24 protein-coding genes are annotated in these 26,265 nt (G+C 66.5%); 17 read left to right on the top strand and 7 right to left on the bottom strand.

Annotated features, from left to right (window positions below; all coding sequences use genetic code 11):
• Positions 1–3 precede the first annotated feature (3 nt).
• Positions 4–1,173 carry a Fic family protein gene (locus DYQ94_RS10450; protein WP_184428937.1) on the top strand — a complete coding sequence of 390 codons (1,170 nt, stop codon included), beginning with the start codon at positions 4–6 and terminating at the stop codon, positions 1,171–1,173.
• Positions 1,174–1,300: 127 nt separating this feature from the next.
• Positions 1,301–2,203, top strand: a complete 903-nt coding sequence (locus tag DYQ94_RS10445; protein ID WP_024939041.1) for an alpha/beta fold hydrolase — start codon at positions 1,301–1,303, stop codon at positions 2,201–2,203.
• Between the two features lie 144 nt (positions 2,204–2,347).
• On the opposite strand, the gene DYQ94_RS10440 is transcribed toward DYQ94_RS10445, so the two are convergent.
• Positions 2,348–2,731 carry a YkgJ family cysteine cluster protein gene (locus DYQ94_RS10440; protein ID WP_024939040.1) on the bottom strand — a complete coding sequence of 128 codons (384 nt, stop codon included), beginning with the start codon at positions 2,729–2,731 and terminating at the stop codon, positions 2,348–2,350.
• A 305-nt stretch (positions 2,732–3,036) separates the two neighbouring features.
• Here DYQ94_RS10440 and oleC point away from each other — a divergent pair, with 305 nt between their 5' ends.
• From oleC to DYQ94_RS10425, 3 genes are all read left to right on the top strand, one after another.
• Complete coding sequence (oleC, locus tag DYQ94_RS10435; protein ID WP_160954793.1) at positions 3,037–4,695, top strand: olefin beta-lactone synthetase; 1,659 nt, start codon at positions 3,037–3,039, stop codon at positions 4,693–4,695.
• 90 nt (positions 4,696–4,785) lie between these two features.
• On the top strand, positions 4,786–5,796 hold the full coding sequence (gene oleD, locus DYQ94_RS10430; RefSeq protein ID WP_026064697.1) for a 2-alkyl-3-oxoalkanoate reductase: 1,011 nt from the start codon (positions 4,786–4,788) through the stop codon (positions 5,794–5,796).
• 64 nt (positions 5,797–5,860) lie between these two features.
• Complete coding sequence (locus DYQ94_RS10425; protein WP_003468167.1) at positions 5,861–6,019, top strand: DUF1328 domain-containing protein; 159 nt, start codon at positions 5,861–5,863, stop codon at positions 6,017–6,019.
• Between the two features lie 117 nt (positions 6,020–6,136).
• Here DYQ94_RS10425 and DYQ94_RS10420 read toward each other — a convergent pair whose 3' ends face one another.
• Both DYQ94_RS10420 and ddlA read right to left on the bottom strand, forming a co-directional pair.
• Positions 6,137–6,619 carry a GNAT family N-acetyltransferase gene (locus DYQ94_RS10420; RefSeq protein ID WP_126965464.1) on the bottom strand — a complete coding sequence of 161 codons (483 nt, stop codon included), beginning with the start codon at positions 6,617–6,619 and terminating at the stop codon, positions 6,137–6,139.
• The gene (gene ddlA / locus DYQ94_RS10415; RefSeq protein ID WP_126965463.1) at positions 6,616–7,722 is read right to left on the bottom strand and encodes a D-alanine--D-alanine ligase; all 1,107 of its coding nucleotides are present in this window, start codon (positions 7,720–7,722) and stop codon (positions 6,616–6,618) included. The genes DYQ94_RS10420 and ddlA overlap by 4 nt, the downstream gene beginning before the upstream one ends.
• Before the next feature lie 193 nt (positions 7,723–7,915).
• Between ddlA and DYQ94_RS10410 the strand changes: the two genes are divergently transcribed.
• From DYQ94_RS10410 to DYQ94_RS10395, 4 genes are all read left to right on the top strand, one after another.
• Positions 7,916–8,560 carry a ubiquinone biosynthesis accessory factor UbiJ gene (locus tag DYQ94_RS10410; protein WP_046345336.1) on the top strand — a complete coding sequence of 215 codons (645 nt, stop codon included), beginning with the start codon at positions 7,916–7,918 and terminating at the stop codon, positions 8,558–8,560.
• Complete coding sequence (ubiB, locus tag DYQ94_RS10405) at positions 8,557–10,230, top strand: ubiquinone biosynthesis regulatory protein kinase UbiB (protein WP_039814160.1); 1,674 nt, start codon at positions 8,557–8,559, stop codon at positions 10,228–10,230. The genes DYQ94_RS10410 and ubiB overlap by 4 nt, the downstream gene beginning before the upstream one ends.
• Before the next feature lie 97 nt (positions 10,231–10,327).
• A complete protein-coding gene (locus DYQ94_RS10400; RefSeq protein WP_160954792.1) occupies positions 10,328–10,915 on the top strand; it encodes an O-methyltransferase in 588 nt (195 codons plus the stop codon).
• 76 nt (positions 10,916–10,991) lie between these two features.
• Positions 10,992–11,762, top strand: a complete 771-nt coding sequence (locus DYQ94_RS10395; protein ID WP_054592056.1) for a pseudouridine synthase — start codon at positions 10,992–10,994, stop codon at positions 11,760–11,762.
• Between the two features lie 237 nt (positions 11,763–11,999).
• On the opposite strand, the gene DYQ94_RS10390 is transcribed toward DYQ94_RS10395, so the two are convergent.
• Positions 12,000–12,584 carry a DUF2059 domain-containing protein gene (locus DYQ94_RS10390; protein ID WP_039529037.1) on the bottom strand — a complete coding sequence of 195 codons (585 nt, stop codon included), beginning with the start codon at positions 12,582–12,584 and terminating at the stop codon, positions 12,000–12,002.
• 55 nt (positions 12,585–12,639) lie between these two features.
• On the opposite strand from DYQ94_RS10390, the gene arfB reads away from it, so the two are divergent.
• From arfB to dcp, 4 genes are all read left to right on the top strand, one after another.
• Positions 12,640–13,071, top strand: a complete 432-nt coding sequence (arfB, locus tag DYQ94_RS10385; protein WP_006449817.1) for an alternative ribosome rescue aminoacyl-tRNA hydrolase ArfB — start codon at positions 12,640–12,642, stop codon at positions 13,069–13,071.
• 2 nt (positions 13,072–13,073) lie between these two features.
• Positions 13,074–13,703, top strand: a complete 630-nt coding sequence (locus tag DYQ94_RS10380) for a lysophosphatidylcholine acyltransferase (protein ID WP_160954791.1) — start codon at positions 13,074–13,076, stop codon at positions 13,701–13,703.
• A 99-nt stretch (positions 13,704–13,802) separates the two neighbouring features.
• Positions 13,803–14,819, top strand: coding sequence for an isoaspartyl peptidase/L-asparaginase family protein (locus DYQ94_RS10375; RefSeq protein ID WP_160954790.1), 1,017 nt, complete (start codon positions 13,803–13,805; stop codon positions 14,817–14,819).
• 108 nt (positions 14,820–14,927) lie between these two features.
• Positions 14,928–17,096, top strand: a complete 2,169-nt coding sequence (gene dcp / locus DYQ94_RS10370; RefSeq protein WP_160954789.1) for a peptidyl-dipeptidase Dcp — start codon at positions 14,928–14,930, stop codon at positions 17,094–17,096.
• Positions 17,097–17,215: 119 nt separating this feature from the next.
• Here the strand turns inward: dcp and DYQ94_RS10365 are convergent, their stop codons facing one another.
• Entirely contained in the window at positions 17,216–18,271 is a 1,056-nt protein-coding gene (locus DYQ94_RS10365) for an MBL fold metallo-hydrolase (RefSeq protein ID WP_126965460.1), read from the bottom strand.
• 101 nt (positions 18,272–18,372) lie between these two features.
• Between DYQ94_RS10365 and DYQ94_RS10360 the strand changes: the two genes are divergently transcribed.
• Positions 18,373–19,005 carry a TetR/AcrR family transcriptional regulator gene (locus tag DYQ94_RS10360; protein WP_039529027.1) on the top strand — a complete coding sequence of 211 codons (633 nt, stop codon included), beginning with the start codon at positions 18,373–18,375 and terminating at the stop codon, positions 19,003–19,005.
• A 72-nt stretch (positions 19,006–19,077) separates the two neighbouring features.
• On the opposite strand, the gene DYQ94_RS10355 is transcribed toward DYQ94_RS10360, so the two are convergent.
• Complete coding sequence (locus DYQ94_RS10355; RefSeq protein ID WP_126965459.1) at positions 19,078–20,340, bottom strand: cation:proton antiporter; 1,263 nt, start codon at positions 20,338–20,340, stop codon at positions 19,078–19,080.
• A 377-nt stretch (positions 20,341–20,717) separates the two neighbouring features.
• On the bottom strand, positions 20,718–21,674 hold the full coding sequence (locus DYQ94_RS10350) for a LysR family transcriptional regulator (RefSeq protein WP_046345344.1): 957 nt from the start codon (positions 21,672–21,674) through the stop codon (positions 20,718–20,720).
• Positions 21,675–21,793: 119 nt separating this feature from the next.
• Here DYQ94_RS10350 and aceB point away from each other — a divergent pair, with 119 nt between their 5' ends.
• The 3 genes from aceB to DYQ94_RS10335 all read left to right on the top strand — a co-directional run bounded on the left by aceB (position 21,794) and on the right by DYQ94_RS10335 (position 26,264).
• Positions 21,794–23,410 (top strand): malate synthase A, encoded by a 1,617-nt coding sequence (aceB, locus tag DYQ94_RS10345; protein WP_126965458.1) that lies wholly within the window; start codon positions 21,794–21,796, stop codon positions 23,408–23,410.
• A gap of 179 nt (positions 23,411–23,589) precedes the next feature.
• Positions 23,590–24,885 carry an isocitrate lyase gene (aceA, locus tag DYQ94_RS10340; RefSeq protein ID WP_102255393.1) on the top strand — a complete coding sequence of 432 codons (1,296 nt, stop codon included), beginning with the start codon at positions 23,590–23,592 and terminating at the stop codon, positions 24,883–24,885.
• 302 nt (positions 24,886–25,187) lie between these two features.
• Complete coding sequence (locus tag DYQ94_RS10335; protein WP_039517644.1) at positions 25,188–26,264, top strand: GGDEF domain-containing protein; 1,077 nt, start codon at positions 25,188–25,190, stop codon at positions 26,262–26,264.
• The last annotated feature ends 1 nt before the right edge of the window (position 26,265 follow it).

Raw genomic sequence — 26,265 nt, 5'->3', positions numbered from 1 at the left:
ACGATGGCTCAGCGCATCACTGGACACTATGTTGCTGGCGCTCTCGCAGGGAGCCGTTACCAGGCGTTCGTCCCTGATCCGTTGCCGCGAGTGCCGGCACTGGATTTCGCACAGGCCGAACTGGTGGCGCGCAAAGAGCGCGCCGACCAGGCATTGGGGCGACTGGACGGCATCACGCTGATGCTGCCGGACCCGGAGCTGTTTCTCTATCAGTACATCCGCAAGGAAGCCTTGCTGTCGTCCCAGATCGAAGGAACCCAGTCATCGCTCTCGGACCTGTTGCTGTTCGAGATGGATGCGGCACCGGGCGTGCCTGTCGACGATGTCGAAGAAGTGTCCAACTATGTCGCGGCCCTCAACCATGGTTTGCGGCGCCTGCGCGAGGACGATTTCCCGCTGTCGCTGCGTTTGATCCGCGAGATGCATGCGCTATTGCTGCAGGGCGGGCGTGGAGCCGGCAAGCAGCCAGGTGAAATCCGCCGGAGTCAGGCGTGGGTAGGCGGGGCCTCGCCTGCACTTGCGCACTTTGTTCCGCCACCGCCAGATGCATTGCCCGACGCGCTGTCGGCACTCGAACAGTTTCTGCATGCGCCGCAGGGGCAGATGCCGCCGTTGGTGAAGGCGGCGCTTGCCCACGTGCAGTTCGAAACCATCCATCCCTTCAGCGATGGCAATGGGCGCCTGGGACGGCTGTTGATTACCTTGATCCTGTGCAGCGAAGGCGTGCTGCGGGAGCCCAGCCTGTATCTGAGCCTGTATTTCAAGCGCCGTCGTGCCGATTACTACGATCGCCTCAATGCGGTGCGACTCAACGGTGACTGGGAAGGATGGCTGGGTTTCTTTCTGGATGGTGTGGCAGAGACCGCGCAACAAGCCGTCGGCACCGCGCAGCGCCTGCTGGCACTGTTGGCACGTGATCGGGCCCGCATTGCGGCTTTGGGCCAGCGAGCAGGTAACGTCGGCTTGGTGTTTGAGCAGTTCGCGCGGCGCGTGGTGTTGGCAGTGCCGCAGGTGGCGCCCGCCCTGTCGTTGAGTGCGCCCACCATCCGTGCTGCGGTACGCACCCTGCAGGAGCTGGAAATCGTCAACGAACTCACCGGCCAGCAGCGGCATCGTATTTTTGCCTATCACGCCTATCTCGACATCCTCAGCGAAGGGGCGCAGCCGCTGTGAGCGATGCGTTTGCGCGCGGCTGTTGCCGACGATGCAGAGACATCCAGCGTATTTTCGATACTGTCGTGGCGATGTAGCTGGCGACTTGCCACGCACCCAGCCCAAGCTTCAGCAAATAGAGAGATCCATGAACTACCCCGGCTATCCCTTCACTCCCCAGCGCCTTGAGGTGCGTCCCGGCATTGCGATGTCGTATCTGGACGAAGGTCCGCGCGATGGCGAGGTGGTCGTGATGCTGCACGGCAATCCGTCGTGGAGCTATCTGTGGCGGCACCTGGTGAGCGGCCTGTCGGATCGTTACCGCTGCATCGTGCCGGACCATATCGGCATGGGACTGTCCGACAAGCCGGACGATGCGCCCGACGCGCAGCCGCGTTACGACTACACGCTGCAGTCGCGCGTGGATGATCTGGACACGTTGTTGCGGCATCTGGGCATCACCGGTCCGGTCACGCTGGCGGTGCACGACTGGGGCGGCATGATCGGGTTCGGCTGGGCGTTGTCGCACCATGCGCAGGTCAAGCGGCTGGTGATCACCAACACCGCTGCGTTCCCGTTGCCGCCGGAAAAACCGATGCCGTGGCAGATCGCAATGGGGCGGCATTGGGGACCGGGCGAATGGTTCATCCGCACGTTCAATGCGTTTTCCTCCGGCGCATCCTGGTTCGGGGTGTCGCGGCGGATGCCGGCGGAGGTGCGTCGCGCCTATGTGGCGCCCTACAACAATTGGCGCAATCGCATCTCCACCATTCGCTTCATGCAGGATATTCCGCTGTCGCCCGCCGACCAGGCCTGGTCGCTGCTGGAGCGCTCGGCGCAGGCATTGCCGTCGTTCGCCGATCGCCCGGCGTTCATCGCCTGGGGCCTGCGCGATATCTGCTTCGACAAGCATTTCCTGGCCGGCTTCCGCAAGGCATTGCCCAATGCCGAGGTCACCGCGTTCGACGATGCCAATCACTACGTGCTGGAAGACAAGCATGAAGTGCTGGTGCCGGCGATCCGTACATTTCTGGAGCGCCACCCGCTGTAAGCGCTGCTGGCATGGCCACGCAGGCGCTCGCTCGATGAGTGCCTGCTGCATGCAGAGCGCGGATGCACGAACGATGGGGCCGGCCATGCCGTCGGTCTGTTGGTCGTTGCGTGTGGATGCCGCGCTCACTCGCAGCGATGGCCGTTACAACGGTGGCAGCGGATTGCGTTGCGCCTCGTCCACGCCCAGCCAGTCGGCCTCGGTCAGTGCGTGCAGGCCGTGCGCCAGCCGGGATTTGTCGCACTGCGCGCTGCGCTGGCCGAATTCCAGCGAGGCCGGCACGGCAGCACAGGAGGAGGGCCGACGATCATGGATGCTGCAACGGCTGTAGCGGCCGATGTCCGCGTCCAGTGCGATGCAGCGCGGCTGCGATTGCGAGGTGCCGCGCATGACGCGTTCGTGGGTGCGCAGCGCATCGGTCAGCTCGATCGGCACCCTGCCGCCCAATGCGGGATCGGCTTCGCTCCAGTGGAAACTGACGCGGAAATAGGCGCAGCAAGCGCCGCAGGTAAGGCAGGGATGTGCCATGGAATGCCGGGCCTTGCGCGGCGAAACAACGTGGTGAGCGCGGCATTCTGACCGAACCACGCTGCGATACAAGTGGCGCGGCCGTGCGCCGGTTAGCGGTTCATCTGCATCGCTCGACGCAGCGCGTGTGTGCAAGGCGCTGCGCCTTGCGCGGGCAGGCACCTCGCGCGCGCGCGGTGTTGTTATGGCCCGACGACGCGCAATCGCCGCGTCAGCCATCGCTGCGCTGGGAGCACGCACCAGCGCAGCTGACCTGAGCGCGGTCAAGCGGCCGGCACCGTCGGCGCATGGGTGATAATGCGGCAATGACTACGACGACTCTCTGCAATATCGCCGTCACCCTGCCGGAACTCGCGCGCGAGCGCCCCGCGCAGATCGCCATCCGTTGCCCGGGCCGCCGCGCCGCCAACGGGTTTGCCGCCTACGATGTGACCTTGAGCTATGCCGAGCTGGACGCGCGCAGCGATGCGATCGCTGCCGGTCTGGCCCTGCACGGCATCGGACGCGGTGCGCGCGCGGTGGTGATGGTGCGCCCGTCGCCGGAATTCTTCCTGCTGATGTTTGCCTTGTTCAAGGCCGGTGCGGTGCCGGTGCTGGTGGATCCGGGCATCGACAAGCGTGCGCTCAAGCAATGCCTGGACGAAGCGCAGCCGCAGGCGTTCATTGGCATTCCGCTTGCGCAGCTGGCGCGTCGTCTGCTGCGGTGGGCGCGCTCTGCAAAGCAGATCGTCAGCGTCGGTGGCCGTTACGGCTGGGGCGGGGTGACACTGGCGCGCGTGGAGCGCGATGGCGCCGGCGCCGGCAGTCAGCTGGCCAACACCGGGCCGGACGATGTGGCCGCCATCCTGTTCACCAGCGGCTCCACCGGCGTGCCCAAGGGCGTGGTGTACCGCCACCGGCATTTCGTCGGCCAGATCGAATTGCTGCGCAATGCCTTCGGCATGCAGCCCGGTGGCGTGGATCTGCCGACGTTTCCGCCGTTTGCCCTGTTCGATCCGGCATTGGGGCTGACCTCGGTGATTCCGGACATGGATCCGACCCGCCCGGCCACTGCCGATCCGCGCAAGCTGCACGATGCGATCGACCGCTTCGGAGTCACGCAGTTGTTCGGCTCGCCGGCATTGATGCGCGTATTGGCCGACTACGGCCAGCCCTTGCCAAACGTGCGCCTGGCCACCTCTGCCGGTGCGCCGGTGCCGCCGGACGTGGTGGCCAAGATCCGCGCGTTGCTGCCGGAAGATGCGCAATTCTGGACGCCGTATGGCGCCACCGAATGCCTGCCGGTGGCAGCGATTGAAGGGCGTACGCTGGACGCCACCCGCGCGGCCACCGAGGCCGGTGCCGGCACCTGCGTCGGCCAGGTCGTCGCGCCGAACGAGGTGCGCATCATCGCCATCGACGATGCGGCCATTCACGAGTGGAGCGGCACGCGCGTGCTGGCGGCGGGCGAGGTGGGCGAGATCACCGTCGCTGGCCCCACCACCACCGACACCTACTTCAACCGCGACGCGGCCACGCGGATTGCCAAGATCCGCGAGCGCAACGCGGATGGCAGCGAACGCATCGTGCATCGCATGGGCGATGTGGGCTACTTCGATGCCGAAGGGCGCTTGTGGTTCTGCGGGCGCAAGACCCACCGCGTGGAAACCGCCACCGGCCCGCTCTACACCGAGCAGGTGGAGCCGGTCTTCAACGTGCATCCGCAGGTGCGGCGCACCGCCTTGGTCGGTGTCGGCGCACCCGGACAGCAACAGCCGGTGCTGTGCGTGGAATTGCAGCCTGGCGTGCCGGCATCGGCATTTGCACAAGTGGAAACCGCATTGCGCGCGCTGGGCGCTGCGCACCCGCACACGGCTGGAGTCACGCGTTTCCTGCGCCATTCCGGATTTCCGGTGGACATTCGCCACAACGCCAAGATCGGCCGCGAAACGCTGGCGATCTGGGCGGCGCAGCAGCGTGGTTGACCTGTGGATGCGTATCGCGCACGCAGCTGGCCGCATCGCCAATTCCGGCCGCGCCCGTTATCGTGTGCGTCCTTGCGATGGAGGTGATGCGTGCGCATCCTGGTAACCGGTGGTGGTGGCTTTCTTGGCCAGGCGTTGTGCCGCGGCTTGATCGCGCGTGGGCATGAGGTGGTGAGTTTCCAGCGCGGCGATTACCCGGTGCTGCAGAGTTTGGGCGTGGGCCAGATCCGTGGCGACCTGGCCGATCCGCAGGCGGTGCGGCATGCCTTCGCCGGTATCGATGCGGTCTTCCACAATGCCGCCAAGGCCGGTGCGTGGGGCAGCTACGACAGCTATCACCAGGCCAATGTGGTGGGCACGCAGAACGTGCTCGACGCGTGTCGGGCCAATGGTGTGCCGCGCCTGATCTATACCTCCACGCCCAGCGTGACCCATCGCGCCACCAATCCGGTGGAAGGCCTGGGGGCCGACGAAGTGCCGTATGGCGAAGATCTGCGCGCGGCGTACGCGGCGACCAAGGCGATCGCCGAGCGCGCGGTGCTGGCGGCCAACGATGCGCAACTGGCGACGGTGGCCTTGCGTCCGCGCCTGATCTGGGGCCCGGGCGACAATCATCTGTTGCCGCGCCTGGCCGCGCGTGCGCGCGCTGGCCGCTTGCGCATGGTCGGCGATGGCAGCAACCTGGTGGACAGCACCTACATCGACAACGCCGCGCAGGCGCATTTCGATGCGTTCGCACATCTGGCTGCAGGTGCTGCGTGTGCGGGCAAGGCGTACTTCATCTCCAACGGCGAGCCCTTGCCGATGCGCGAGTTGCTCAATCGCCTGCTGGCTGCGGTGGATGCACCGGCGGTGACGCGTTCGTTGTCGTTCAAGACTGCGTACAGAATCGGTGCAATCTGCGAGACCATGTGGCCACTGTTGCGTCTGCCTGGCGAAGTGCCGTTGACGCGTTTTCTGGTGGAACAGCTGTGCACGCCGCACTGGTACAGCATGGAGCCGGCACGTCGCGACTTCGGCTATGTGCCGCAGGTCAGCATCGAAGAGGGGCTGCAACGGCTGCGATCCTCATCTTCCAACGACATCGCCATCACTCGATAAAGACCGCCGCATCTTCAGGATACGTCTGCGCCGATTCGGCACGACAACTTCTGGAATCCTTGCCATGCTGCATTACGCCATCATCTTCTTCGTCATCGCCATCATTGCCGCCGTGCTGGGCTTCAGCGGTATCGCCGGTGCGGCGACCAACATCGCCTGGATCCTGTTCGTGGTGTTCCTGATCCTGGCTGTGATCTCGATGTTCCGTCGCGGCAAGGTATAACGCCTAGCTGCGATACGTCACGGCAGCGGCGCTGCCGGTCGACGCTCGCATGGCCCGCTTCCGCAAGGAGGCGGGCCATGTGCGTTGTGGACGCTCCATCGTTGAATCGCTTCTGTTTCAAAGCAGTTTTTCGAGATATTGCACATGCTTGCCGTTGCCCAGCAGCGCGTCACCGACCGGCTGGAAACCCAGCTGCAGATGCAGCGCCAGCGATGCCGGATTGGGTGGGAGCAGGTTGACCTCGCAGACCAGCCGCGGTTGCCCCGCTGCACGCGCGGCGTGGATGAGCTCGTCATACAGCTGCCTGGCAAGCCCGCGCCGCTGCGCATGCGCGGCGATCACGATACGGTCGATGTAGACAAAGCGCGCGAAGCGTTGCGCCATCCATGCAAAGTTCGGGTTGGCGTAAGCCGCGCCTTGATCCAGCGCGATCAGCAGGCCATCCGCCGGCGCGACGAGGCGTGCGTGCCACGCCAGTTGCAGCAATGCAGCCAGCCCGTCGGCATCCAGCAACGACAGCTCGGTGGCATGCGCATTGTTGAGCGCAAGCAGTGCGCGGTGGTCGTGCGGTTGCACGGCGCGCACACGGGCCTGGCTCATGCGCCTGGCTCGACCGCGCTGCGCAGCAGCTGATCGTCAGCATGCCGTTGCAGTGCCAGCTCGATCAGCTGCGTGATCAAACTGCAGTAGTCCAGCCCGCTTGCCTGCCAGAGCTTGGGATACATGCTGATCCGGGTGAAGCCCGGCAATGTGTTGACCTCATTGATCACGATGCGACTATCGGCGCACAGGAACACGTCCACACGCGCCATGCCGGCGCAGTCCAGCGCCTGGTAGGCCTGCACCGCAATCTGCTGGATGCGCTGCTGCGTCTGCGCATCGATGTCGGCCGGGATCACGATGTCGGCGCCGTGTTCGCTGATGTACTTGGTCTCGTAGGAGTAAAACGCGTCGTGCACCACCACTTCGCCGCACACGCTGGCCTGCGGGGTGGCATTGCCCAGCACGGCGCATTCGATCTCGCGCCCAGCGATTGCCGCTTCCACCAGCACCTTGTGGTCGTATGCCAGCGCCAATGCGAGCGCGTCGGCAAACGCATCGGCGCTGCGCACCTGACTGACACCGACCGACGAACCCTGGTTGGCTGGTTTGACGAACAACGGCAAACCCAACTGCGCGATCAACGCATCCACGTCGGCATGTGCGGCGGTGTGGCGGTTGAAGCAGGCGAACGGCGCCACCTCGAGCCCGGCATCGCGCAGCACGCGCTTGGCCAGGTCCTTGTCCATCGCCAGCGCCGAGCCGAGCACGCCGGAGCCGACGAAGGGCAGATTGGCCATGCGCAGCAGCCCTTGCAGCGAGCCGTCTTCGCCGAGCGTGCCATGCACGATCGGAAACACCACATCGATCTGCGCCAGCGCCTGCTCCGGCTGGGTCGGGCGCAGCTGTTGTTGCTGCGCGCCCGGTAGCAGGGCCACGCCGCGACCGCTGCGATGCAGGGCGATGCGGGCCGGGTCGTCGGCATTGAGCAGGAAGCTGTCGGGGTCGTTGACGTGCCACTGGCCCTGCTTGTCGATGCCGATCAGCACCGGCTCGAAGCGCTGCGGATCGAGCGCATCGAGAATGTTGCGCGCCGATTGCAGCGAGACCTCGTGCTCGGCCGATTTGCCGCCGAAGATGAGACCGACCCGGATCTTGCGCATTGCCTGCTCCTGCCACCTGCGTGATGAGGTCGCCAGCATGCCCGCGGCAGGGGCGCCGAAGGAAGTCCTGCATGATCGACGCACGCGGCCTGGCCGCAAGGCGCCCTGACATGATCGCCACCCCGGCCTCCGGCTTGCACTTGCCACACCACCGTCAAGCAGTGGCGACATGCGGGGACGGTAGAATGCGCCCATGCCCGGATCCCTGTTCAACTCACTCAAGCCGCTCGCCGGCCAGGCCCTGCAAGCCGCGCTCAACCGCGCGCTGGCACTGGACCCCGATACCCGTGATGCCCTGCTGCCACTGGAAGGCCAACGCATCGCACTGACCCTGGAGGCGCCTGCGCTGGCCCTGCAGATCCGCGTGCACGAGCGCCGCTTGCTGGTCGGCCCGGTGGACCAGGCGCAGGAGCCGGACCTGGCCGTGCGCAGCAGCCTGGCCGGCTTGCTCGGCCAGCTGCCGTTCCTGGCCAACGCGCGCCGCAGCGGCGCACCGGCCGGGCGGCTCAAGGTCTCCGGCGATGCCGAGCTGGCGCGCCAGCTGCAGCAACTGGCCGGCCGCTTCGATCCGGATTGGCAACTGCCGTTCGTGGCGGTGTTCGGCGAGATCCTCGGCGTGCAGATCGCCAATGCGGTGCGTGCAGCGCTGCAGCAGGCACGCCGCAGCGCGGTGGATCTGGCGCATAGCGCGGCAGAATTCGTGACCGAGGAATCGCGCGACGTGGTGCCGCGTGCCGAACTGGACGCCTTTCACGACGATGTCGACGAACTGCGCGACGACGTCGAACGGCTGGCCGCACGCGTGGCGCGCCTGCGCGCGGCCGGAGGTGCGGCATGAAGGCGCTGCTGCGGGCCAGCCGCATCGGCCGGGTGATCCTGCGCTATCGCCTGGACGACCTGCTGCAGGACACGCCGGCCGAGCGCTGGCTGCGCCTGGCCAAGCCGTTCGTGCCGCGCGCCAGTGCCGAAATCGCCGCGCAATCGCGCGGTGCGCGGCTGCGGCTGGCGTTGCAGGAACTGGGGCCGATCTTCGTCAAGTTCGGGCAGATCCTGTCGACCCGGCGCGACCTGATTCCGGCCGACGTGGCCGATGAACTGACCCTGCTGCAGGACCGCGTCAAGCCCTTCGACGGCGAAGCGGCGCGGCTCATCGTCGAGCGCGCGCTGGGCCTGCCGGTGAGCGTGGCGTTTGCCGCGTTCGACACCGTGCCGCTGGCCTCGGCTTCGATCGCGCAGGTGCACGCGGCCACCTTGCCGCCGGATGCCAACGGCGTGCGCCGCGAGGTGGTGGTCAAGGTGCTGCGCCCGGACATCGAGCGCCAGATCGATGCCGATATCGCGTTGCTGCAGTCGCTGGCCACGCTGGTCGAACGCACCCACCCGCGCGCTGACAAGATCCGGCCGCGCGAAGTGGTGGCCGAGATCGAAGGCACCCTGTCGGCCGAACTCGACCTGCAGCGCGAAGGCGCCAACGCCAGCGTGCTGCGCCGGTTCTGGGAAGGCTCGGACGATCTGTACGTGCCCGAGGTGATCTGGTCGCACACCGCCGAGCGTGCGCTCACGCTGGAGCGCGTGTACGGCATTCCGTCCGACGACATCGCCAAGCTCGATGCGGCCGGTATCGACCGCAAGGCGCTGGCGGCCAAGGGCGTGCGGGTGTTCTACACGCAGGTGTTCCGCGACAATTTCTTCCATGCCGATGCGCATGCCGGCAACATCTGGGTCGACAGCGACCCGGAGCGCCGGCTCAATCCGCGTTTCATCGCGCTGGATTTCGGCATCATGGGCCAGCTCTCGCAGGAAGATCAGTACTATCTGGCCGAGAACTTCATGGCGATCTTCCACAAGGATTACCGCCGCATGGCCGAGCTGCACGTGGAGGCGGGCTGGATGCCCGACAACGTGCGCATCGACGAACTGGAGGCGGCCGCGCGCTCGGTGTGCGAGCCGTACTTCACCCGCCCGTTGTCGGAGATTTCGCTGGCCGAAGTGCTGATCAAGCTGTTCCGCGTCGCGCAGCGCTACGAACTGACGCTGCAGCCGCAGCTGATCCTGTTGCAGAAGACCTTGCTCAACATCGAAGGCGTCGGCCGCCAGCTCGACCCCAGGCTGGACATCTGGGCGGTGGCGCGGCCGGTGCTCGAACGCATCCTGCGCGAGCGTTACAGCCCGCGCCGCGTGCTCGGCGAGTTGCGCAAGCGCCTGCCGGAAATCATGACCCATGCGCCGGACATGCCGCGCCTGGTGCACAGCTGGTTGAAGCAGCAGGTGGAAGGCCGCCACCAGCTCGACATCCGCTCGGCCGAGCTGCGCGCGCTGGACCTGAGCCTGCGCAAGCTGCAGACGCGCGTGGTCACTGCCATCACCGGCAGCGGCCTGCTGGTGGTGGCTGCCGTGCTGTATGGCCTGCACCCGAATGGCTGGTACCTGGGCACGGTGCCGGTATGGAGCTGGGTCAGCGGCGGCGCCGGCTCGGTGGCCCTGCTGGTCGCCTGGCTGCGGCGCTGAAGCACTCAAGCACTGCGCAGGTGGCCTGCCGCATCCGGCTGGATAGCGGCAGCGCCTGCAGCGGCACGATGACGAAGCCGTCCCCGGCGAGGTAGCGATGATCGATCTGCAGGCGTTGAAGGACGAACTGGCGCGGTTCGGTAGCGACAACGATGCGCACCAGCCGGAGCGTGGCCGGCGCATGCTCAATATCACGCCCGACACCGGGCAATTGCTGGCCGTGCTGGTACGCGCCACCGCTGCGCGGCGCGTGCTGGAAATCGGCACCTCCAACGGTTATTCGACGCTGTGGCTGGCCGAAGCGGCCGCCGCAATCGGTGGGCACGTCACCACGGTGGAGCTTGCGGCCGACAAGGTGGACCTGGCGCAGGCCACGCTTGCACGCAGCGGCCTGGCCGCGTCGGTGGAGGTGGTGCACGGCGACGGCGGCGCGTGGCTGACCCAGGCCGCCAGCGCGAGCATCGATCTGGTCTTCCTGGATTCGGCGCGTGGCGAGTACGTGCGCTGGTGGCCGGCACTGCGCCGCGTGCTGCGCGGCGGCGGCCTGCTGGTGGTCGACAATGCGCTGTCGCATGCCGACGAACTGGCGCCGTTCACCGCGCTGCTGGCTGACGATCCGGCAGTCACCTGCAGCGTGGTGCCGGTGGGCAAGGGCGAATTGCTGGCGGTGTGCGGCGCGGCCTGAGCGTGCGCGGCCGAGCTGCCACGCCCTCAGGCCTCAAGGCGCGTGGTCGGCATGCGCCATATGGCGCGGCGACGCAGTGGCATGCGGTGTCGACGATGCGGATAATCCGCCGGTGAGCACATCCCCCAAGCACTTGCAGATTCTCTTCCAGGACGAGCTCCTGGCCGTCGTCGACAAACCCGCCGGGCTGATGGTCCACGACAGCAAGCTGGCGCGCGGGGAGGACGACTTCCTGGCCGACCGCCTGCGCGAACAGCTGGGCCGGCCGATCTTTCTGGTGCACCGGCTCGACCGCGCGACCAGCGGCTGCCTGCTGCTGGCGTTCGACCGCGAGGCCGCCAGCGCGCTGGGCAAGGCCTTGATGGCCGGCGAGTTGGAGAAGGACTATCTGACCGTCTGCCGCGGCTGGCCGGCCGAGGAGCGCTTCATCGTCGACCACGATCTGGACGGCGGCCCCGGCAAGCCGGTCAAGAAGCCGGCGGTGACGCACTTCCAGCGCCTGGCGACCGGCGAGCTGGAGATCCCGTCCACCGGTTTTGCCACCTCGCGCTATGCGCTGCTGCGCTGCCAGCCGCAGACCGGGCGGTTCCGGCAGATCCGCCGGCACATGAAACACCTGTCGCACCACATGATCGGCGACACCAGCCACGGCGATGGCCGGCACAACCGCAGCTTCCGCATGCTCGGCATCCACCGCATGCTGCTGCACGCCGAGCGGCTGGGGTTTCCGCATCCGGCCGACGGGCGGCGCATCAGCGTCACCGCGCCGCTGGATGTGGAATTTTCCAAGGCCTGCGCATTGCTCGGGTGGGAGATGGCCGCGCTGGGAGCGGTGCAGACGGCTTGATGCGGTGCGCGCGGCTAACGGTCAACACGCCCACACGATCTGCTGGAAATCCACACAACCGTACCCTCACCCCATCCCCTCTCCCGCAGGAGAGGGGCCAAGCGCCTCCTCACCGAGTGGGACAAGCGGGTTGGCGCAATCGTCGTCAGCGCCACCACCGCCACCGTCGCAAGCAGCAACCGCCACAGCAGGCACGCTGTTCCGATTCCCCAATCCCGATTCCCCCATCCCCGCCCTTCAGGGCTTCTGCGGTGCCGCCGCCGGCGTATTGACGATCTTCTCCAGATCCTTCTGCAGGTCGGCAAACAGCGGCAGCATCTTCTGCTGGATCGCGCCCATCAGGTTCTGGGTCAGTGCCGGGGTCTTGTCCAGCAGGCTCTGGCCGGCCGAGCTCTCGTAGAACTCGGCCATGGCCAGCACATCCTCGCGCGAGAACGAGCGCTTGTAGATGTCCACATACATTGGCCGCAGCTCCGACCACGACAGTGCCTTGCGCACGGTCTGGCGGGTGCGCTCCTGGATACGCTGCAGCTGGGCCTGCTGGTCGGCGTCGAGCTGGCGCTGGGCGGTGAGCTGGGCGAATTGCTGCTGCTGCATCGCTTCGATCTGCGGCAGCATCGTGTCCAGCATGGTCTGCGCGCGCGAGGCGGCCAGCAGGCGGTTGATGTCGGCATCGCTGGGCGCCTGCGCAAACGCGGCGGGCGTGGCCAGCGCCAGCGCGGCCAGCACGATCAGGCGGCGCGCCAAGGCGCGGGCGGCGGCAACGGAACGGGGCGGTGTCATCGGAGCATCCTGCACAGTCGGGGGAACCGGCCGCAGCATACGGGAAGCCGGCGTTCGCGCGCGCGTCCATGCCGGTGCCGATACAATCGGCCCGATGGCCAGCGACCCGATCCAGATCACCCCCAGCCTGACGATCCCGCCCAGCGAGATCGTCGAGCGCTTCGTGCGCGCCAGCGGCGCGGGCGGGCAGAACGTCAACAAGGTCTCCACCGCGGTGGAACTGCGTTTCGACGTGGCCGGGTCGCCGTCGCTGCCCGAACCCCTGCGCGCGCGGCTGCTGTCGCGGCGCGACCGGCGCATGACCGCCGATGGGGTGCTGGTGATCGACGCGCAGCGCTTCCGCACCCAAGACCGCAACCGCGAGGATGCGCGCGAGCGGCTGGTCGAGATCATCAGTGCCTGCCTGTCGGTGCCCAAGCGCCGGGTCGCCACCAAACCGAGTCATGGTGCCAAGCTGCGGCGGCTGGATGCCAAGCGTGAGCGCAGCCATATCAAGCGTGGACGCTCTGCGTCCCACTGGGAGTAAGCGTGAGTCACACCGACCCGTCGTTGCCACCGGTAACACAGGCCAACATCCTGCTGCAGCCCTCTCCACCCACAATGCCACGCGCCCATGGCCGCTTCGGCCGCTGGCTGGGGCGCACGGCACTGCGTCTGACCGGCTGGCGCCTGCTCGGGCGGCTGCCCGACGAACCCAAGCTGGTGATGATCGTCGCCCCGCATTCGTCCAACTGGGACGGCTTCCTGGGCTTTGCGGCCAAGTTCGCGCTGGGCTTCGACGTGCGCGTGCTGGGCAAGGCGCAGCTGTTCTGGTGGCCGCTGGGCCCGCTGCTGCGCAAGCTTGGCGCCATCCCGCTGGACCGCAGCTCGCCGCAGGGCACCATCGGCCAGGCGGTGCGGCTGATCCGCAATTCCGAACAGATGTGGTACGTGATCACCCCCGAGGGCACCCGCAAGCGGGTGGAGCACTGGAAGGCCGGCTTCTGGAAGATTGCCTCCGATTCCAAGGTGCCGATCCTGCCGGTGTATTTCGACTACCCCAGCAAGACCGTGGGCATCGGCGAGCCATTCTGGACCGGCACCGACATGGCCGCCGATATCGCCGCCATCCGCACCTGGTACCGGCCGTGGCGCGGCAAGCATCGCGATACGCTGTGACGATGCGGCCGCGCGCTTGAAAGGTTTTTGTCGCTGCCGGTCGCCTGCATTCATGACCGCCGCCGCCGGGCACCTCGCTGCCTCCACCGAGGAAACACCATGATGGGCTTGTCCGCACGCGCACTGTGTTTGTCGCTTTCCCTCCTGCTTGCTGCCGGCCCGGTGCTGGCGGCCACGCCGATGCTGGTGATCCACGGCGGCGCCGGAGTGGAGAAATCCAGCCTTTCCAGCGAGGAACAGGCGCAGGCGCGCGAGGCGATGCAACGCGCGCTGCGTGCCGGGCACGCGGTGCTGCAAGGTGGCGGCAGTGCGGTGGATGCGGTGGCCGCCACCATCTCCGTGCTGGAGGATGCGCCGCAGTTCAACGCCGGGCGCGGTGCGGTGTTCACCCATGACGGCAAGAACGAACTGGATGCCGCAATCATGGACGGCGCCACCGGCAAGGCCGGCGCGATTGCCGGCGTGCACACGGTCAGGAACCCGATCCAGCTGGCGCGCAGCGTCATGGACCATTCCAAGCACGTGATGCTGGTCGGTGACGGCGCCGAACAATTCGCGCGCGAGCAGGGCGTCACGTTGGTCGACCCGGGTTATTTCCGTACCGACAAGCGCTGGCAGCAGCTGCAGAAAGCGCGCAAGGCCGAAGCCGGCGACCGTCAGGCGCAGGCCGAACTGGACCTGGAAACCGCCAAGCATTTCGGCACGGTGGGCGCGCTGGCGCTGGATCGCGCGGGACACCTGGCCGCCGGCACCTCCACCGGCGGCATGACCAACAAGCGCTATGGCCGCGTCGGCGATGCGCCGATCATCGGCGCCGGCACCTATGCCAACAGCCAGTGCGCGGTGTCCGGCACCGGCTGGGGCGAGTTCTACATCCGCGCGGTAGCCGCCTACGACATCTGCGCACGCATGAAATACGCCGGGCAGTCGTTGCAACAGGCCGCCGACACGGTGATCGACCAGGAGATTCCCAAGGCCGGCGGCGACGGCGGTGCCATCGCGCTGGATGCGCAGGGCAACGCCGCATTCCCGTTCAATACCGAAGGCATGTACCGCGGCTGGATCGGCGCCGACGGCAGCCCGCACGTGGCGATCTTCAAGGATGAGACGCTGTAGCGCGCGCATCCCCAATCGCACCCATCTTCCCAATCCAACGGCACATGCCGACGCTGCGCAAACCCGCTAGCGTGACCGGCTGCGCTACCCACTCAGGAATCACACGCCATGTCGCGTACCGTCGTTCTGGCCGCTGCCATCACCCTGGCACTGGCTGCTTGTTCTGGAAAAGATTCGTCCGGTAAGGAGTCCACCACCGTGCCCGAAAAGACCGCCACCACCCCGGCCGCGGATGCTGCGCCGAACCCGCTGCTGACCGCCAGCACGCTGCCGTTCCAGGCGCCGCCGTTCGACAAGATCAAGGACGCCGATTACCTGCCGGCCTTCGAGGAAGGCATGCGCCTGCACCTGGCCGACATCCGCAAGATCGCCGACAACCCCGAGCCGCCCAGCTTCGACAACACCATCGAGGCGATGGAGCGAAGCGGCGAGACGCTCACGCGCGTGTCGCGCATCTTCTTCGGGCTGGTGCAGGCCGATACCAGCGATGCACGCCAGAAGATCCAGGAAGAGATCGCGCCCAAGCTGGCTGCGCACCAGGACGAGATCAATCTCGACCCGAAGCTGTTCGCACGGGTCAAGACGATCTACGACCAGCGCGACACGCTGAACCTGGAGCCGGAGCAGAAACGTCTGGTCGAGCGCGACTACGAAGAGCTGGTGCGCGCCGGTGCGCAGCTGTCGGAGGCCGACAAGGCCAGCCTGCGCAAGCTCAACATCGAAGAAACCACGCTCTCCACCCAGTTCCATACCCGTCTGGTGGCCGCCTCGGCCGCCGGTGCGGTGGTGGTGGACGACAAGGCCAGGCTCGACGGCCTGAGCGAGGGCGACATCGCCGCCGCCGCCGATGCGGCCAAGGCGCGCAAGCTCGATGGCAAGTATCTGCTGACCCTGCAGAACACCACCCAGCAGCCGGTGCTGGCCTCGCTGAAGGACCGCCAGCTGCGCGCCGATGTGCTCAAGGCCTCGGAAACGCGCGCGGAAAAGGGCGATGCCAACGACACCCGCCAGACCATCCAGCGCCTGGCGCAGCTGCGCGCACAAAAGGCCAAGCTGCTCGGCTTTGACAACTACGCCGCCTACAGCCTGGGCGACCAGATGGCCAAGACCCCGGACGCCGCGCTCAAGCTGCTGACCGATACCGTGCCTGCGGCCACCGCCAAGGCGCGCCGCGAAGTGGCCGAGATGCAGAAGGTGATCGACGCGCAGAAGGGAGACTTCAAACTCGCCGCCTCCGATTGGGACTTCTACGCCGAGCAGGTGCGCAAGGCCAAGTACGACCTGGACGAGGCGCAGATCAAGCCGTATTTCGAGCTGGACAACGTGCTGCAGAACGGCGTCTTCTACGCGGCCACGCAGTTGTACGGCATCACCTTCAAGCAGCGCACCGACATCCCGACCTATCACGCGGACATGAAGGTGTATGAAGTGTTCGACGCGGACGGCACCTCGATGGCGCTGTTCTACACCGACTACTTCAAGCGCGACAGCAAGTCCGGCGGCGCCTGGATGGACGTGTTCGTCGAACAGGACGGTCTCACCGGTGCCAAGCCGGTGGTCTACAACGTCTGCAACTTCACCAAGCCGGCCGCCGGCCAGCCGGCGCTGCTGAGCTTCGACGACGTCACCACGCTGTTCCATGAGTTCGGCCACGCGCTGCACGGCATGTTCTCCAAGGTGAAGTACCCCTCGATCGCCGGCACCAGCACCTCGCGCGACTTTGTCGAGTTCCCCTCGCAGTTCAACGAGCACTGGGCGTCCGATCCCAAGGTCTTCGCCAATTACGCCAAGCACTACCAGACTGGCGCGGCGATGCCGGCCGAGCTGGTGGAGAAGATCAAGAAGGCCAAGACCTTCAACAGCGGCTACGCCACCACCGAGTACCTGTCGGCCGCGTTGCTCGATCTGGCCTGGCACACCCAGCCGGCCGATGCGCCGCTGCAGGACGTGAGCAAGTTCGAAGCCGACGCCCTGAAGCGCTTCAAGGTGGACCTGGCCGAAGTGCCGCCGCGTTATCGCAGCAGCTATTTCGACCACATCTGGGGCGGCGGTTATTCGGCCGGGTACTACGCGTATTTCTGGTCGGAAGTGCTCGACGACGATGCGTTCGAATGGTTCAAGGAAAATGGTGGCCTGACCCGCAAGAATGGCGACACCTTCCGCGCCAAGATCCTTTCGCGCGGCAATACCGTCGACCTGGCCACGTTGTATCGCGATTTCCGCGGCAAGGATCCCAGCGTCAAGGCGCTGCTGGAAAATCGCGGTCTGACGGAGTGAGCGACTGGATGACGCGCCTGCGTCGTTGGCGCATGCGTGTGCAGTAGCTGCAACAGCAATCGAAACGGGATGGCCACGCGCCATCCCGTTTTTGTTTGTGGATGCGTGCACCGCACTGGCTAGCGCGGCGCCACCAGGCCATCCGATGCCTGAGTTGCAGCATCCTGTCGCCACCAACGCAGGCGATTGCCGGGCGCATTCAGATCCACCCGCTCGCCCATGCGCGGCGTCGCCAGTGCAACGCCGGCGCTGTCGGCCAAGGCCACGATCCGGTCCAGCGGTTCCTGCCACGCGTGCATGGCCAGGTCGAAGGTGCCGTTGTGGATCGGCAGCAGGGTCTGCCCGCCGACGTCCAGGTAGGCCTGCAGGCTCTGCTCCGGCTGCATGTGCACATGCGGCCACTGCTGGTCGTAGGCGCCGTTTTCGATCAGCGCCACGTCGAACGGACCGAGCTGTTGGCCGATGGTCTTGAAGTGCGGCCCATAGCCGCCGTCGCCGCTGAAGAACACGCGCAGCTCGCGCTCCTGGATCGCCCAGGAGCACCACAGCGAACGCCCACTGTCGAACAGGCCGCGCCCGGAAAAATGCTGCGACGGGGTGGCGGTGAGTTGCAGGCCATCGATGTTGATCGTGTCCCACCAGTCCAGCTGGCGCACCTTGGCCGGGTCCACGCCCCAGCGCACCAGCAGATCGCCCACGCCCAGCGGCGCGACGAACACGCCGACGCGGTCGGCCAGGGCACGGATGCTGGCGCGGTCGAGGTGGTCGTAATGGTTGTGCGACAGGATCACCCCGGCCAGCGGCGGCAGCTCGTCCAGCGCGATCGGGGGCGCATGGAAGCGCTTGGGCCCGGCGAACGGCACCGGCGAGGCGCGCCTGGAGAACACCGGGTCGGTCAGCCACAGGCCACCGCCCAGCTTCATCAGCACGGTGGAATGGCCCAAGCGATACAGGCTGCGATCGGGCGCGGCAAGCAGCTGCGCGCGTGTCAGCGGCTGTACCGGCAGCGGCGCGGACGGCACCGTGGTGCTGGGTTTGTCGAAGAGGACGGTCCAGATCAGGCCGATCTGCTTGCGCAGGCTGAGCGCGGTGGTCGGCAGCGGCAACGCATTGCGGAACCGGCCGCGGCGAAACTGCGGCGAATCGGCATACGGGGAAGGGCGAGAGGAAGCCATGGGGAGTCCGACCGGGGCAGGGAACAACAGCAGGAGGAAATTACACCGAGCAGTGTAGTTTCATTCGGCTGAAAGTAAACTGTCGGGTGTAAAATGATCCGATGTCGAGCGCATCTTCCCCCCGGCCCGCGCCGCAGCGGCTGACCGACCGCAAGCGCCACGCCATCGTCGAGGCGGCCATTGTCGAGTTCCGCCAGCATGGCTTCGAGGCCACCAGCATGGACCGCGTGGCGGCCACTGCGGGCGTGTCCAAGCGCACCGTCTACAACCATTTCCCCAGCAAGGACGCGCTGTTCGGCGAGATCCTGCGCGGGCTGTGGCAACGCAGCGCCGACGCGGTGAATCTTGTCTACCGGCCCGACCAGCCGCTGCGCGCGCAGCTGATCCAGCTGCTGCAGCAGAAGCTGCACCTGCTCGACGACCCGGCGTTTATCGACCTGTCGCGCGTCGCCATTGCCGAAGGCATCCATTCGCCCGAGCGCGCGCGTGCGCTGATCGCGCAATTGGGCAGCAAGGAAGAAGGCACCACCACCTGGGTGCGCGCCGCACTGGCCGACGGCCGGCTGGCGGGCGTGGAGCCGGAGGTCGGCGCGCAGCAACTGCAGGCATTGATCAAGGGCTTCGCGTTCTGGCCGCAGATCGCCATGGGCCAGCCGCCGCTGTCGCCGCAGCAACGCGCCCAGGTGGCCGAATCGACGGTGGCGATGTTCCTGGGTTTGTACGGGCGCGAGTGATGGTCTGCGATGCGCGTGCCGGCGCGACGTGTCACGTCTACTGACGCCGCGCCGTGTTTCAGCGCTGCCTCGTCAATGCGGGCGGTTGCCCGCGCCCAGCACGTTGGCGGTGACGGTGTGCCGGCCGCGTTGCAACCAGGCCACCATCGGCGAGGCCATCACCGTGGTCACCAAGGTCATGCCAAACAGCAGGGTGAACAGGTCCGGCCCGATCACGCCGCTGTCCAGGCCGATCTTGATCACCACCAGTTCCATCAGGCCGCGTGCGTTCATCAGCGAACCCACGCTCAGGCTATCGCGCCAATCGTGGCCGCTCAGGCGCGCGCCCAGGGTGCAGCCGAGCAGCTTGCCGGTGACTGCCACACCGACCACCAGCGCAAAGCCGGCCACACCTGCGCCGACGAACACGCCGGGGCTGGTGGCCTGGCCGGCGACCGCAAACAGCACCGGCATCAGCAGGGTGATCGCCAGGGGTTCGATGCGCCCGGTCAGGTGTTCCAGCAGGCGGTCATCGCGCGGTACGCAGATGCCGAACAGGAATGCGCCGAAGATCGCATGCAGGCCGATCCATTCAGCCGCCGCGGCGCAGGCCAGCATACCGATCAGCACCCACACCAGCGCAGTCGGCGCATAGCTTCCATCGCTTGCGCGCGGGGTGAGCACGCGCGCATACACCGGCTTCAACACGCCGAACACCACCGCAATCAGCACCACCGCACCGGCCGCAGTGAACGCAATGCCGCCATGGCTGTTGCCGCGGGTCAGGGTGAGCACGATCGCCAGGAACATCCACACCGTGGCATCGTCGATCACCGCCGCGCCCAGGGCCAGGCGGCCGGCCGGCGTACGGGTCATGTTGCGGTCCTTGAGGATGCGCGCCAGCACCGGAAACGCAGTCACCGACATCGCTGCGGCAATGAACAAGGCGAAGGGCCAGAAGCCGATGCCCTGCGGAGCAAAGCGCGCAAATAACCATGGTGCGGCGGCCAGCCCCAGCAGCAACGGCAGCACGATACCGGACAGCCCCACCAGTACTGACGCGCGCACCTGCGCAGTAGTGCCTTCCGGCGCACGCAACTCCACGCCGACGATGAACATGAAAAGCACCACGCCGATGTTGGCCAAGCCCGATAGTGGCGGCAAGCTGCTGGAGGCGAACAACACGCCATGCAACTCCGGCAGCCACGCGCCGAATGCGATCGGCCCCAGCAGCAGGCCGGCGGCCATTTCGCCGATCACCGGCGGCTGCCCGAAGCGTTGCAGCAGCGCACCGCATGCACGCGCCGCGCCCAGGATCAGCGCCAACTGCACCAGCAACAGCATGGTCGGATTCATTGCGTTAGCCTTGGTTGGTTGAGTCGGCTCGCCCCTGCAGTGCGGGACGGCTGCGCATCTGGTCAGTTGTTTCCCCGGACTGATCAGCGGTGACATGCCGTCCCCACAGCATCGGCCTAGTCTATGACGACAACCGCCGTGCCGTTGCATCGAGCCGACATGCTGCGGCAATGTGGCGTGGTTCGCGCTGCAGGCGGGAACCGTCGTCGGTGCTGCTTGTGTGCGCTTGCACGGCTTGATCGAACGACGCCGTCAACGGCAACCCGCATGTCGCACACGGGATCGCAGATGGAGAGCGCGTGGCGGCCTCATGCCCGGTGCCTGGCGAGCAAGCTCAGGCGCGATGCGAACTCACGCGCGCACAGCCGGCAGCAGACTCACCGCTCCGAATCGCCACTCTCGTCATACCCGCGCGGGGTAAACAGGTCCGGCTGGATCAGCTCGATAAAGGCACGCGCCTGCGGCGACAGATACTTGCCCTTGCGCACCACCACGCCGTAACTGCGGGTGGGGAAGTAGTCCTTGAGCGAGCGGGTGGCGAGTTTGTCGCGGTCTGCATCGGTGACGCAGATCGCGGTGACGATGGAGATGCCCATGTCCATCGCCACGTATTGCTTGATCACTTCCCAGCCGCCCACCTCCAACGCCACGGTGTAGGGCACCCGTGCCTGCTGGAAGATCAGATCGACCAAGCGATAGGTCACCTGCCGGCGCGGCGGCAGGATCAGCGGATACGGCGACAGATCCTGCAGCGTGACCGTGGACCTGCTGGCCAAGGGGTGGTCGGGCGGGGTGATCAGCAGCTGTTCGAAGCGATACACCGGCGCGTAGTTGAGGTCGGCCGGCACGTCCAGCATCGAACCGATCGCCAGGTCCACCGCGTCCTCGCGCAGCAGGTCGGTGCCGTCGGCGCTGATGGCGTTGTGCAGGGTCAGCCGCACGTCCGGGTGGCGCGCGCGGAAGTTCGCCACGATGCGCGGCAGCAGGTACAGGATGGTGGAGCTGTTGGCGGCGATATTGAGCTCGCCCGCATCCAGCCCGCGCACCTTCTCGCGAAAGCTCGCCTCCAGTCCATCCAGGCTCTCCACCAGCGGCAGCGCCATGTCGTAGAGCAGCTGGCCCTCGCGGCTGGGTGCCATGCGGCGCCCCGAGCGCTCGAACAGGGCCACCCCCAGGTCGCGTTCCAGCGCCTGCAGTTGCAGCGTCACCGCCGGCTGGCTCACGTACAGCGCCTCAGCCGCCCGTGAGACAGACCCCAGACGCACCGTCTGGCAGAACGCACGCAGGGGCTTGAGCCGGTCGGATTTGTAGGAAAATCGCGGGGTTGGCGACATCTGGGTGTGTTCTGAAACCCAATATAAGTCAGGCTTATTTACAGCATTGATAAAACTGCTTTGTCAAATAGTTTCCGTCGGCGCACGGTACAGGTCCGGATGCACAAGGACTCCCCGACATGTCTGCCACCGCTTTTGCCCCACGTCCCACCGAACGCGCCACGCCCGGGCTGTCGCTGACCACGCAGATCGCAGGCCAGGCGGAACTGCTGCCGGCCGCCGCGCTGGCCTTGCTGGTGTCGTTGCACCGCGCGATCGAACCCGGCCGCCAGCAGCGCCTGGCCCGCCGGCGCGCCCGCCAGGCCGAGTTCGATGCCGGCCAGCTGCCGGATTTCCGCCCCGATACCCGCGCCATCCGCGATGGCGACTGGCGCGTCGCCGCACTGCCGTCGGCGCTGCAGGACCGCCGGGTGGAGATCACCGGCCCCACCGATCCGAAGATGGTCATCAACGCGCTGAACTCCGGCGCCAAGGTGTTCATGGCCGACTTCGAGGATTCCACCGCGCCGACCTGGCGCAACCTGCTGGCCGGCCAGCGCACGCTGGCCGCTGCGGTACGCGGTGATCTCAGCTTCGATGCGCCCAACGGCAAGCATTACGCGTTGCGCCCGGAAGCCGAGCGCGCCATGTTGATCGTGCGCCCGCGCGGCTGGCATCTGGATGAGAAGCACGTGCTCATCGATGGGCAGCCGCTGGCTGGCGGCCTGTTCGATGCGGCGGTGTTCGCCTTCCATAACGGTCGCGCGCTACTGGCCAAGGACCGTGGCCCGTATCTGTATCTGCCCAAGTTGCAGAGCATGGAAGAAGCCGCGCTGTGGGAGACCGCGCTGGCGCATATCGAAGCGATGCTGGGCCTGCCGCACGGGCAGATCAAGGTGACCGTGCTGATCGAAACGCTGCCGGCGGTGTTCGAGATGGACGAGATCCTGCACGCGCTGCGCGAGCGCATCGTCGGGCTCAATTGCGGCCGTTGGGATTACATCTTTTCGTATCTGAAAACTTTCCGCGCGCATCGCGACCGCGTGTTGCCCGAACGTGGCCAGGTCACCATGACCCAGCCCTTCCTCAAGGCGTATTCGGAACTTTTGATCAAGACCTGCCATCGCCGCGGCGCCCATGCGATGGGCGGCATGGCGGCGCAGATTCCGATCAATCACGACGAGGCCGCCAACGAGCAGGCGATGGCGCGCGTGCGTGCCGACAAGCTGCGCGAAGTCAGCGCCGGCCACGATGGCACCTGGGTGGCGCATCCGGCGTTGATTCCGGTAGCGATGAAGATCTTCGACGAGCACATGCCCACTGCGCATCAGCAGCATGTCTTGCGCAACGACGTGCAGGTGACGCGCGACATGCTGATCGCGCCTTCGCCAGGCACCGTCACCCGCGCCGGGTTCGAAGGCAATGTCGAAGTCTGCGTGCGTTATCTGGCGGCCTGGCTGGACGGTAATGGATGCGTGCCCATCCACAACCTGATGGAAGACGCCGCCACTGCCGAAATCAGCCGCGCGCAGCTGTGGCAGTGGTTGCATCACGGCCAGCACCTGGACGATGGCACTGCGATCGATCAGCCCCTGTTGCAGGCCACGTTGCGTGCGTTGCCGGCACGCCTGGGCGCGACCGATGCACTGCCCGGCGCCGCACGCATCGACGACGCCATTGCACTGCTGGACACGCTCAGCCGTGCCGATGCGCTGGCCGACTTCCTCACCGTGCCGGCATATCGCCTGATCGATTGAGCCAACGCTGCAGCGACACGCCAGCGCTTGCCCGCTGTCGCTGCAGTCCATCCACGTCATGCACCACACCGCCGGTTGCGCCCACGCGCGCAACGACGGCCTTGCCATGCCCGGCGCGCGTGTCATCGCGCCATTCATTCCTCGTTGCATCCGTCGTATCCCTGCCAGGAGAACGCACCATGAGCAGCACACTACAGACCGCCGAACAGATCCAGCAAGACTGGGCCAGCAACCCGCGCTGGGCCGGCATCACCCGCAACTACACCGCCGCCGACGTGGTGCGCTTGCGCGGCACCGTGCATGTCGAGCATTCGCTGGCGCGGCTGGGCGCGGACAAGTTGTGGAATGCGTTGCACGCCACGCCGTTCGTCAATGCGCTGGGCGCGTTGACCGGCAACCAGGCGATGCAGCAGGTCAAGGCCGGGTTGAAGGCGATCTACCTGTCCGGCTGGCAGGTCGCCGCCGATGCGAACCTGGCCGGGCAGATGTATCCGGACCAGTCGCTGTATCCGGCCGACTCGGTGCCGGCGGTGGTCAAGCGCATCAACAACACCTTGTTGCGCGCCGATCAACTGCATCACGCCGAAGGCAATGACGACATCGACTTCCTGCAGCCGATCGTGGCCGATGCCGAGGCAGGCTTTGGCGGTGTGCTCAACGCCTTCGAGCTGATGAAGGCGATGATCGAAGCCGGCGCGGCCGGGGTGCACTTCGAGGATCAACTGGCATCGGTGAAGAAATGCGGCCACATGGGCGGCAAGGTGCTGGTGCCTACCCGCGAGGCAATCGAAAAGTTGAATGCCGCGCGTCTGGCGGCCGATGTGCTGGGTGTGCCCACGCTGCTGATCGCGCGCACCGATGCCGAGGCGGCCGATCTGATCACCAGCGACGTGGATGCCAACGACCAGCCGTTCACCACCGGGCAGCGCACCGTCGAAGGCTTCTTCAAGACCCGCAACGGGCTGGATCAGGCGATCAGCCGTGGGCTGGCCTATGCGCCGTACGCCGATCTGATCTGGTGCGAGACCGGCAAGCCGGATCTGGAATTTGCGCGCGCCTTTGCGCAAGCCATCCATGCCAGATTCCCCGGCAAATTGCTGGCCTACAACTGCTCGCCGAGCTTCAACTGGAAGAAGAACCTGGATGACGCCACCATCGCCAAATTCCAGACCGAGTTGGCGAGCTACGGCTATAAATTCCAGTTCATCACCCTGGCCGGCTTCCATGCCTTGAACTACGGCATGTTCAACCTGGCGCATGGCTACGCACGCCGCCAGATGAGCGCCTTCGTCGAGTTGCAGCAGGCCGAGTTCGCGGCGGCCGAGATGGGCTTTACCGCGGTCAAGCATCAGCGCGAGGTGGGCACCGGCTATTTCGACGCGGTGACGCAGGCGATCCAGCAGGGCCAGTCGTCCACCACCGCGCTGCGTGGCTCGACCGAGGAAGAGCAGTTTCACGGCGAAAAGGCCGCATAACCCAGCGCGCAGGCGCCGCGACCGCGTGCCGGCCGGCCGACGGGTGAAACGGAGCAGCGGGCTTCGCCCACCGCCAAGCCCCCGCTAGCACCGCGGAGGGTGGTGGTGGCCTGTCGAAGAGGATGGCGGGCTCTGCCGGGAGCAGGGGAGAGGGGCTCGGGAAACCGAGCCCGATTTTTTTGCCAATACCCGTCATTTCGTCTCAAGCTCAATGAGAGGGAGTGTGACCTGGTGCTGAACAAAACGCTCCTGTACGATGCTGAGGCAGGCCGGCGCTGCAGGTCGGTCTAAGGGATTTTGGGATGACGTGCCATAACACTGCCGGCGCAGTGGAGCCGACGGGGAGCGTTGCAAAGACGCTGTCGGACGGGCTGCATGCGCTCATGACTGCCGAAGAGCTGGGGTTTTTCGCCCGCTTTGGCCGCGCCCGCGAATTGGCCGCCGGCCAGGCGCTGTTCGAGCGCGGTGCAGTGGGCACGCAGATGTTCATTGTGGTCAGTGGCCAGATCGATCTGGATTTCGGCGAAGACCTGATGCTCAAGCACCTGGGCCCGGGCGAATTCTTCGGCGAACTTGGCCTGTTGATCGGCGACCATGCGCGCAGTGCCGGCGCCAGCGCATCCACCGACACCCGTTTGATCGAACTGGCGCACGAGGACTTCCAGCGCCTGGTCGATCACGACCCGTCGATGGTGGCGCATTTCCTGCGCCGCTCCATTGTGCGAGTGGTCAACAACGAGCAGTTGCTGATCCGCCAGTTGCGCCGGCGCAACCACGATCTGGAAGCGGCGCTGGACAACCTCTACGTCACCTCGCACCAGCTCAACCACACCGAAGAACTCAGCCGCACCGACGAACTCACCGGCCTGCACAACCGCCGCGGGCTCGCCCTGCATCTGCAGGAATGCCGGCGCGCCGGTCGCGTGCCCGGGGTGGGTCTGATCCTGATCGATTGCGACCGTTTCAAGCGCATCAACGACGAATTCGGCCATCTCGCTGGCGACCGCGTGCTGCAGAACGTCGCCCACGCGCTGCGTTCGGTGATCGCCGACGGCGACCTGGCCTGCCGGCTCGGCGGCGACGAATTCTGCGTGCTGGTCGCGCAGGGCACCCGGGAGCTGCTGCACCACATCGGCGAATGCATCGTGCGCGCAGTGGAAGCGCGGCTGTGCAATGGCCAGAGCGAGCAGGGCTGCTCGGTGAGCCTGGGCCTGTGCATGATCGATGCCGACGCGGCATGGAACGATTGGTACACGCTGGCCGACAGCGCGCTGTACGAAGCAAAGCGGCAAGGCGGCAATGTGCTGTGCATGCATGAAGCGCTGGGGTCTGGCAGCACGCAGCCACCCGGCAACGCAGCCACGTCGGACAATCGCTGAG

It is taken from the genome of Xanthomonas sp. LMG 8993, from assembly GCF_009835065.2.
Taxonomy (GTDB): Bacteria; Pseudomonadota; Gammaproteobacteria; order Xanthomonadales; family Xanthomonadaceae; genus Xanthomonas; species Xanthomonas arboricola.
This window is presented reverse-complemented; position numbering and strand designations above follow the sequence as displayed.

Excerpts from the sequence above, each read along its gene's own strand:
- DYQ94_RS10450 (WP_184428937.1), top strand. The coding sequence starts at position 4 with ATGGCTCAGCGCATCACTGGACACTATGTTGCTGGCGCTCTCGCAGGG.
- DYQ94_RS10390 (WP_039529037.1), bottom strand. The coding sequence starts at position 12,584 with ATGCTGCGGCCGGTTCCCCCGACTGTGCAGGATGCTCCGATGACACCG.
- DYQ94_RS10355 (WP_126965459.1), bottom strand. The coding sequence starts at position 20,340 with ATGAATCCGACCATGCTGTTGCTGGTGCAGTTGGCGCTGATCCTGGGC.
- DYQ94_RS10420 (WP_126965464.1), bottom strand. The coding sequence starts at position 6,619 with ATGAGCCAGGCCCGTGTGCGCGCCGTGCAACCGCACGACCACCGCGCA.
- ddlA (WP_126965463.1), bottom strand. The coding sequence starts at position 7,722 with ATGCGCAAGATCCGGGTCGGTCTCATCTTCGGCGGCAAATCGGCCGAG.
- aceB (WP_126965458.1), top strand. The coding sequence starts at position 21,794 with ATGTCTGCCACCGCTTTTGCCCCACGTCCCACCGAACGCGCCACGCCC.
- DYQ94_RS10360 (WP_039529027.1), top strand. The coding sequence starts at position 18,373 with ATGTCGAGCGCATCTTCCCCCCGGCCCGCGCCGCAGCGGCTGACCGAC.
- oleC (WP_160954793.1), top strand. The coding sequence starts at position 3,037 with ATGACTACGACGACTCTCTGCAATATCGCCGTCACCCTGCCGGAACTC.
- DYQ94_RS10400 (WP_160954792.1), top strand. The coding sequence starts at position 10,328 with ATGATCGATCTGCAGGCGTTGAAGGACGAACTGGCGCGGTTCGGTAGC.
- DYQ94_RS10445 (WP_024939041.1), top strand. The coding sequence starts at position 1,301 with ATGAACTACCCCGGCTATCCCTTCACTCCCCAGCGCCTTGAGGTGCGT.
- DYQ94_RS10440 (WP_024939040.1), bottom strand. The coding sequence starts at position 2,731 with ATGGCACATCCCTGCCTTACCTGCGGCGCTTGCTGCGCCTATTTCCGC.
- DYQ94_RS10425 (WP_003468167.1), top strand. The coding sequence starts at position 5,861 with ATGCTGCATTACGCCATCATCTTCTTCGTCATCGCCATCATTGCCGCC.
- ubiB (WP_039814160.1), top strand. The coding sequence starts at position 8,557 with ATGAAGGCGCTGCTGCGGGCCAGCCGCATCGGCCGGGTGATCCTGCGC.
- aceA (WP_102255393.1), top strand. The coding sequence starts at position 23,590 with ATGAGCAGCACACTACAGACCGCCGAACAGATCCAGCAAGACTGGGCC.
- arfB (WP_006449817.1), top strand. The coding sequence starts at position 12,640 with ATGGCCAGCGACCCGATCCAGATCACCCCCAGCCTGACGATCCCGCCC.
- DYQ94_RS10365 (WP_126965460.1), bottom strand. The coding sequence starts at position 18,271 with ATGGCTTCCTCTCGCCCTTCCCCGTATGCCGATTCGCCGCAGTTTCGC.
- dcp (WP_160954789.1), top strand. The coding sequence starts at position 14,928 with ATGTCGCGTACCGTCGTTCTGGCCGCTGCCATCACCCTGGCACTGGCT.
- DYQ94_RS10350 (WP_046345344.1), bottom strand. The coding sequence starts at position 21,674 with ATGTCGCCAACCCCGCGATTTTCCTACAAATCCGACCGGCTCAAGCCC.
- DYQ94_RS10410 (WP_046345336.1), top strand. The coding sequence starts at position 7,916 with ATGCCCGGATCCCTGTTCAACTCACTCAAGCCGCTCGCCGGCCAGGCC.
- DYQ94_RS10375 (WP_160954790.1), top strand. The coding sequence starts at position 13,803 with ATGATGGGCTTGTCCGCACGCGCACTGTGTTTGTCGCTTTCCCTCCTG.
- DYQ94_RS10335 (WP_039517644.1), top strand. The coding sequence starts at position 25,188 with ATGACGTGCCATAACACTGCCGGCGCAGTGGAGCCGACGGGGAGCGTT.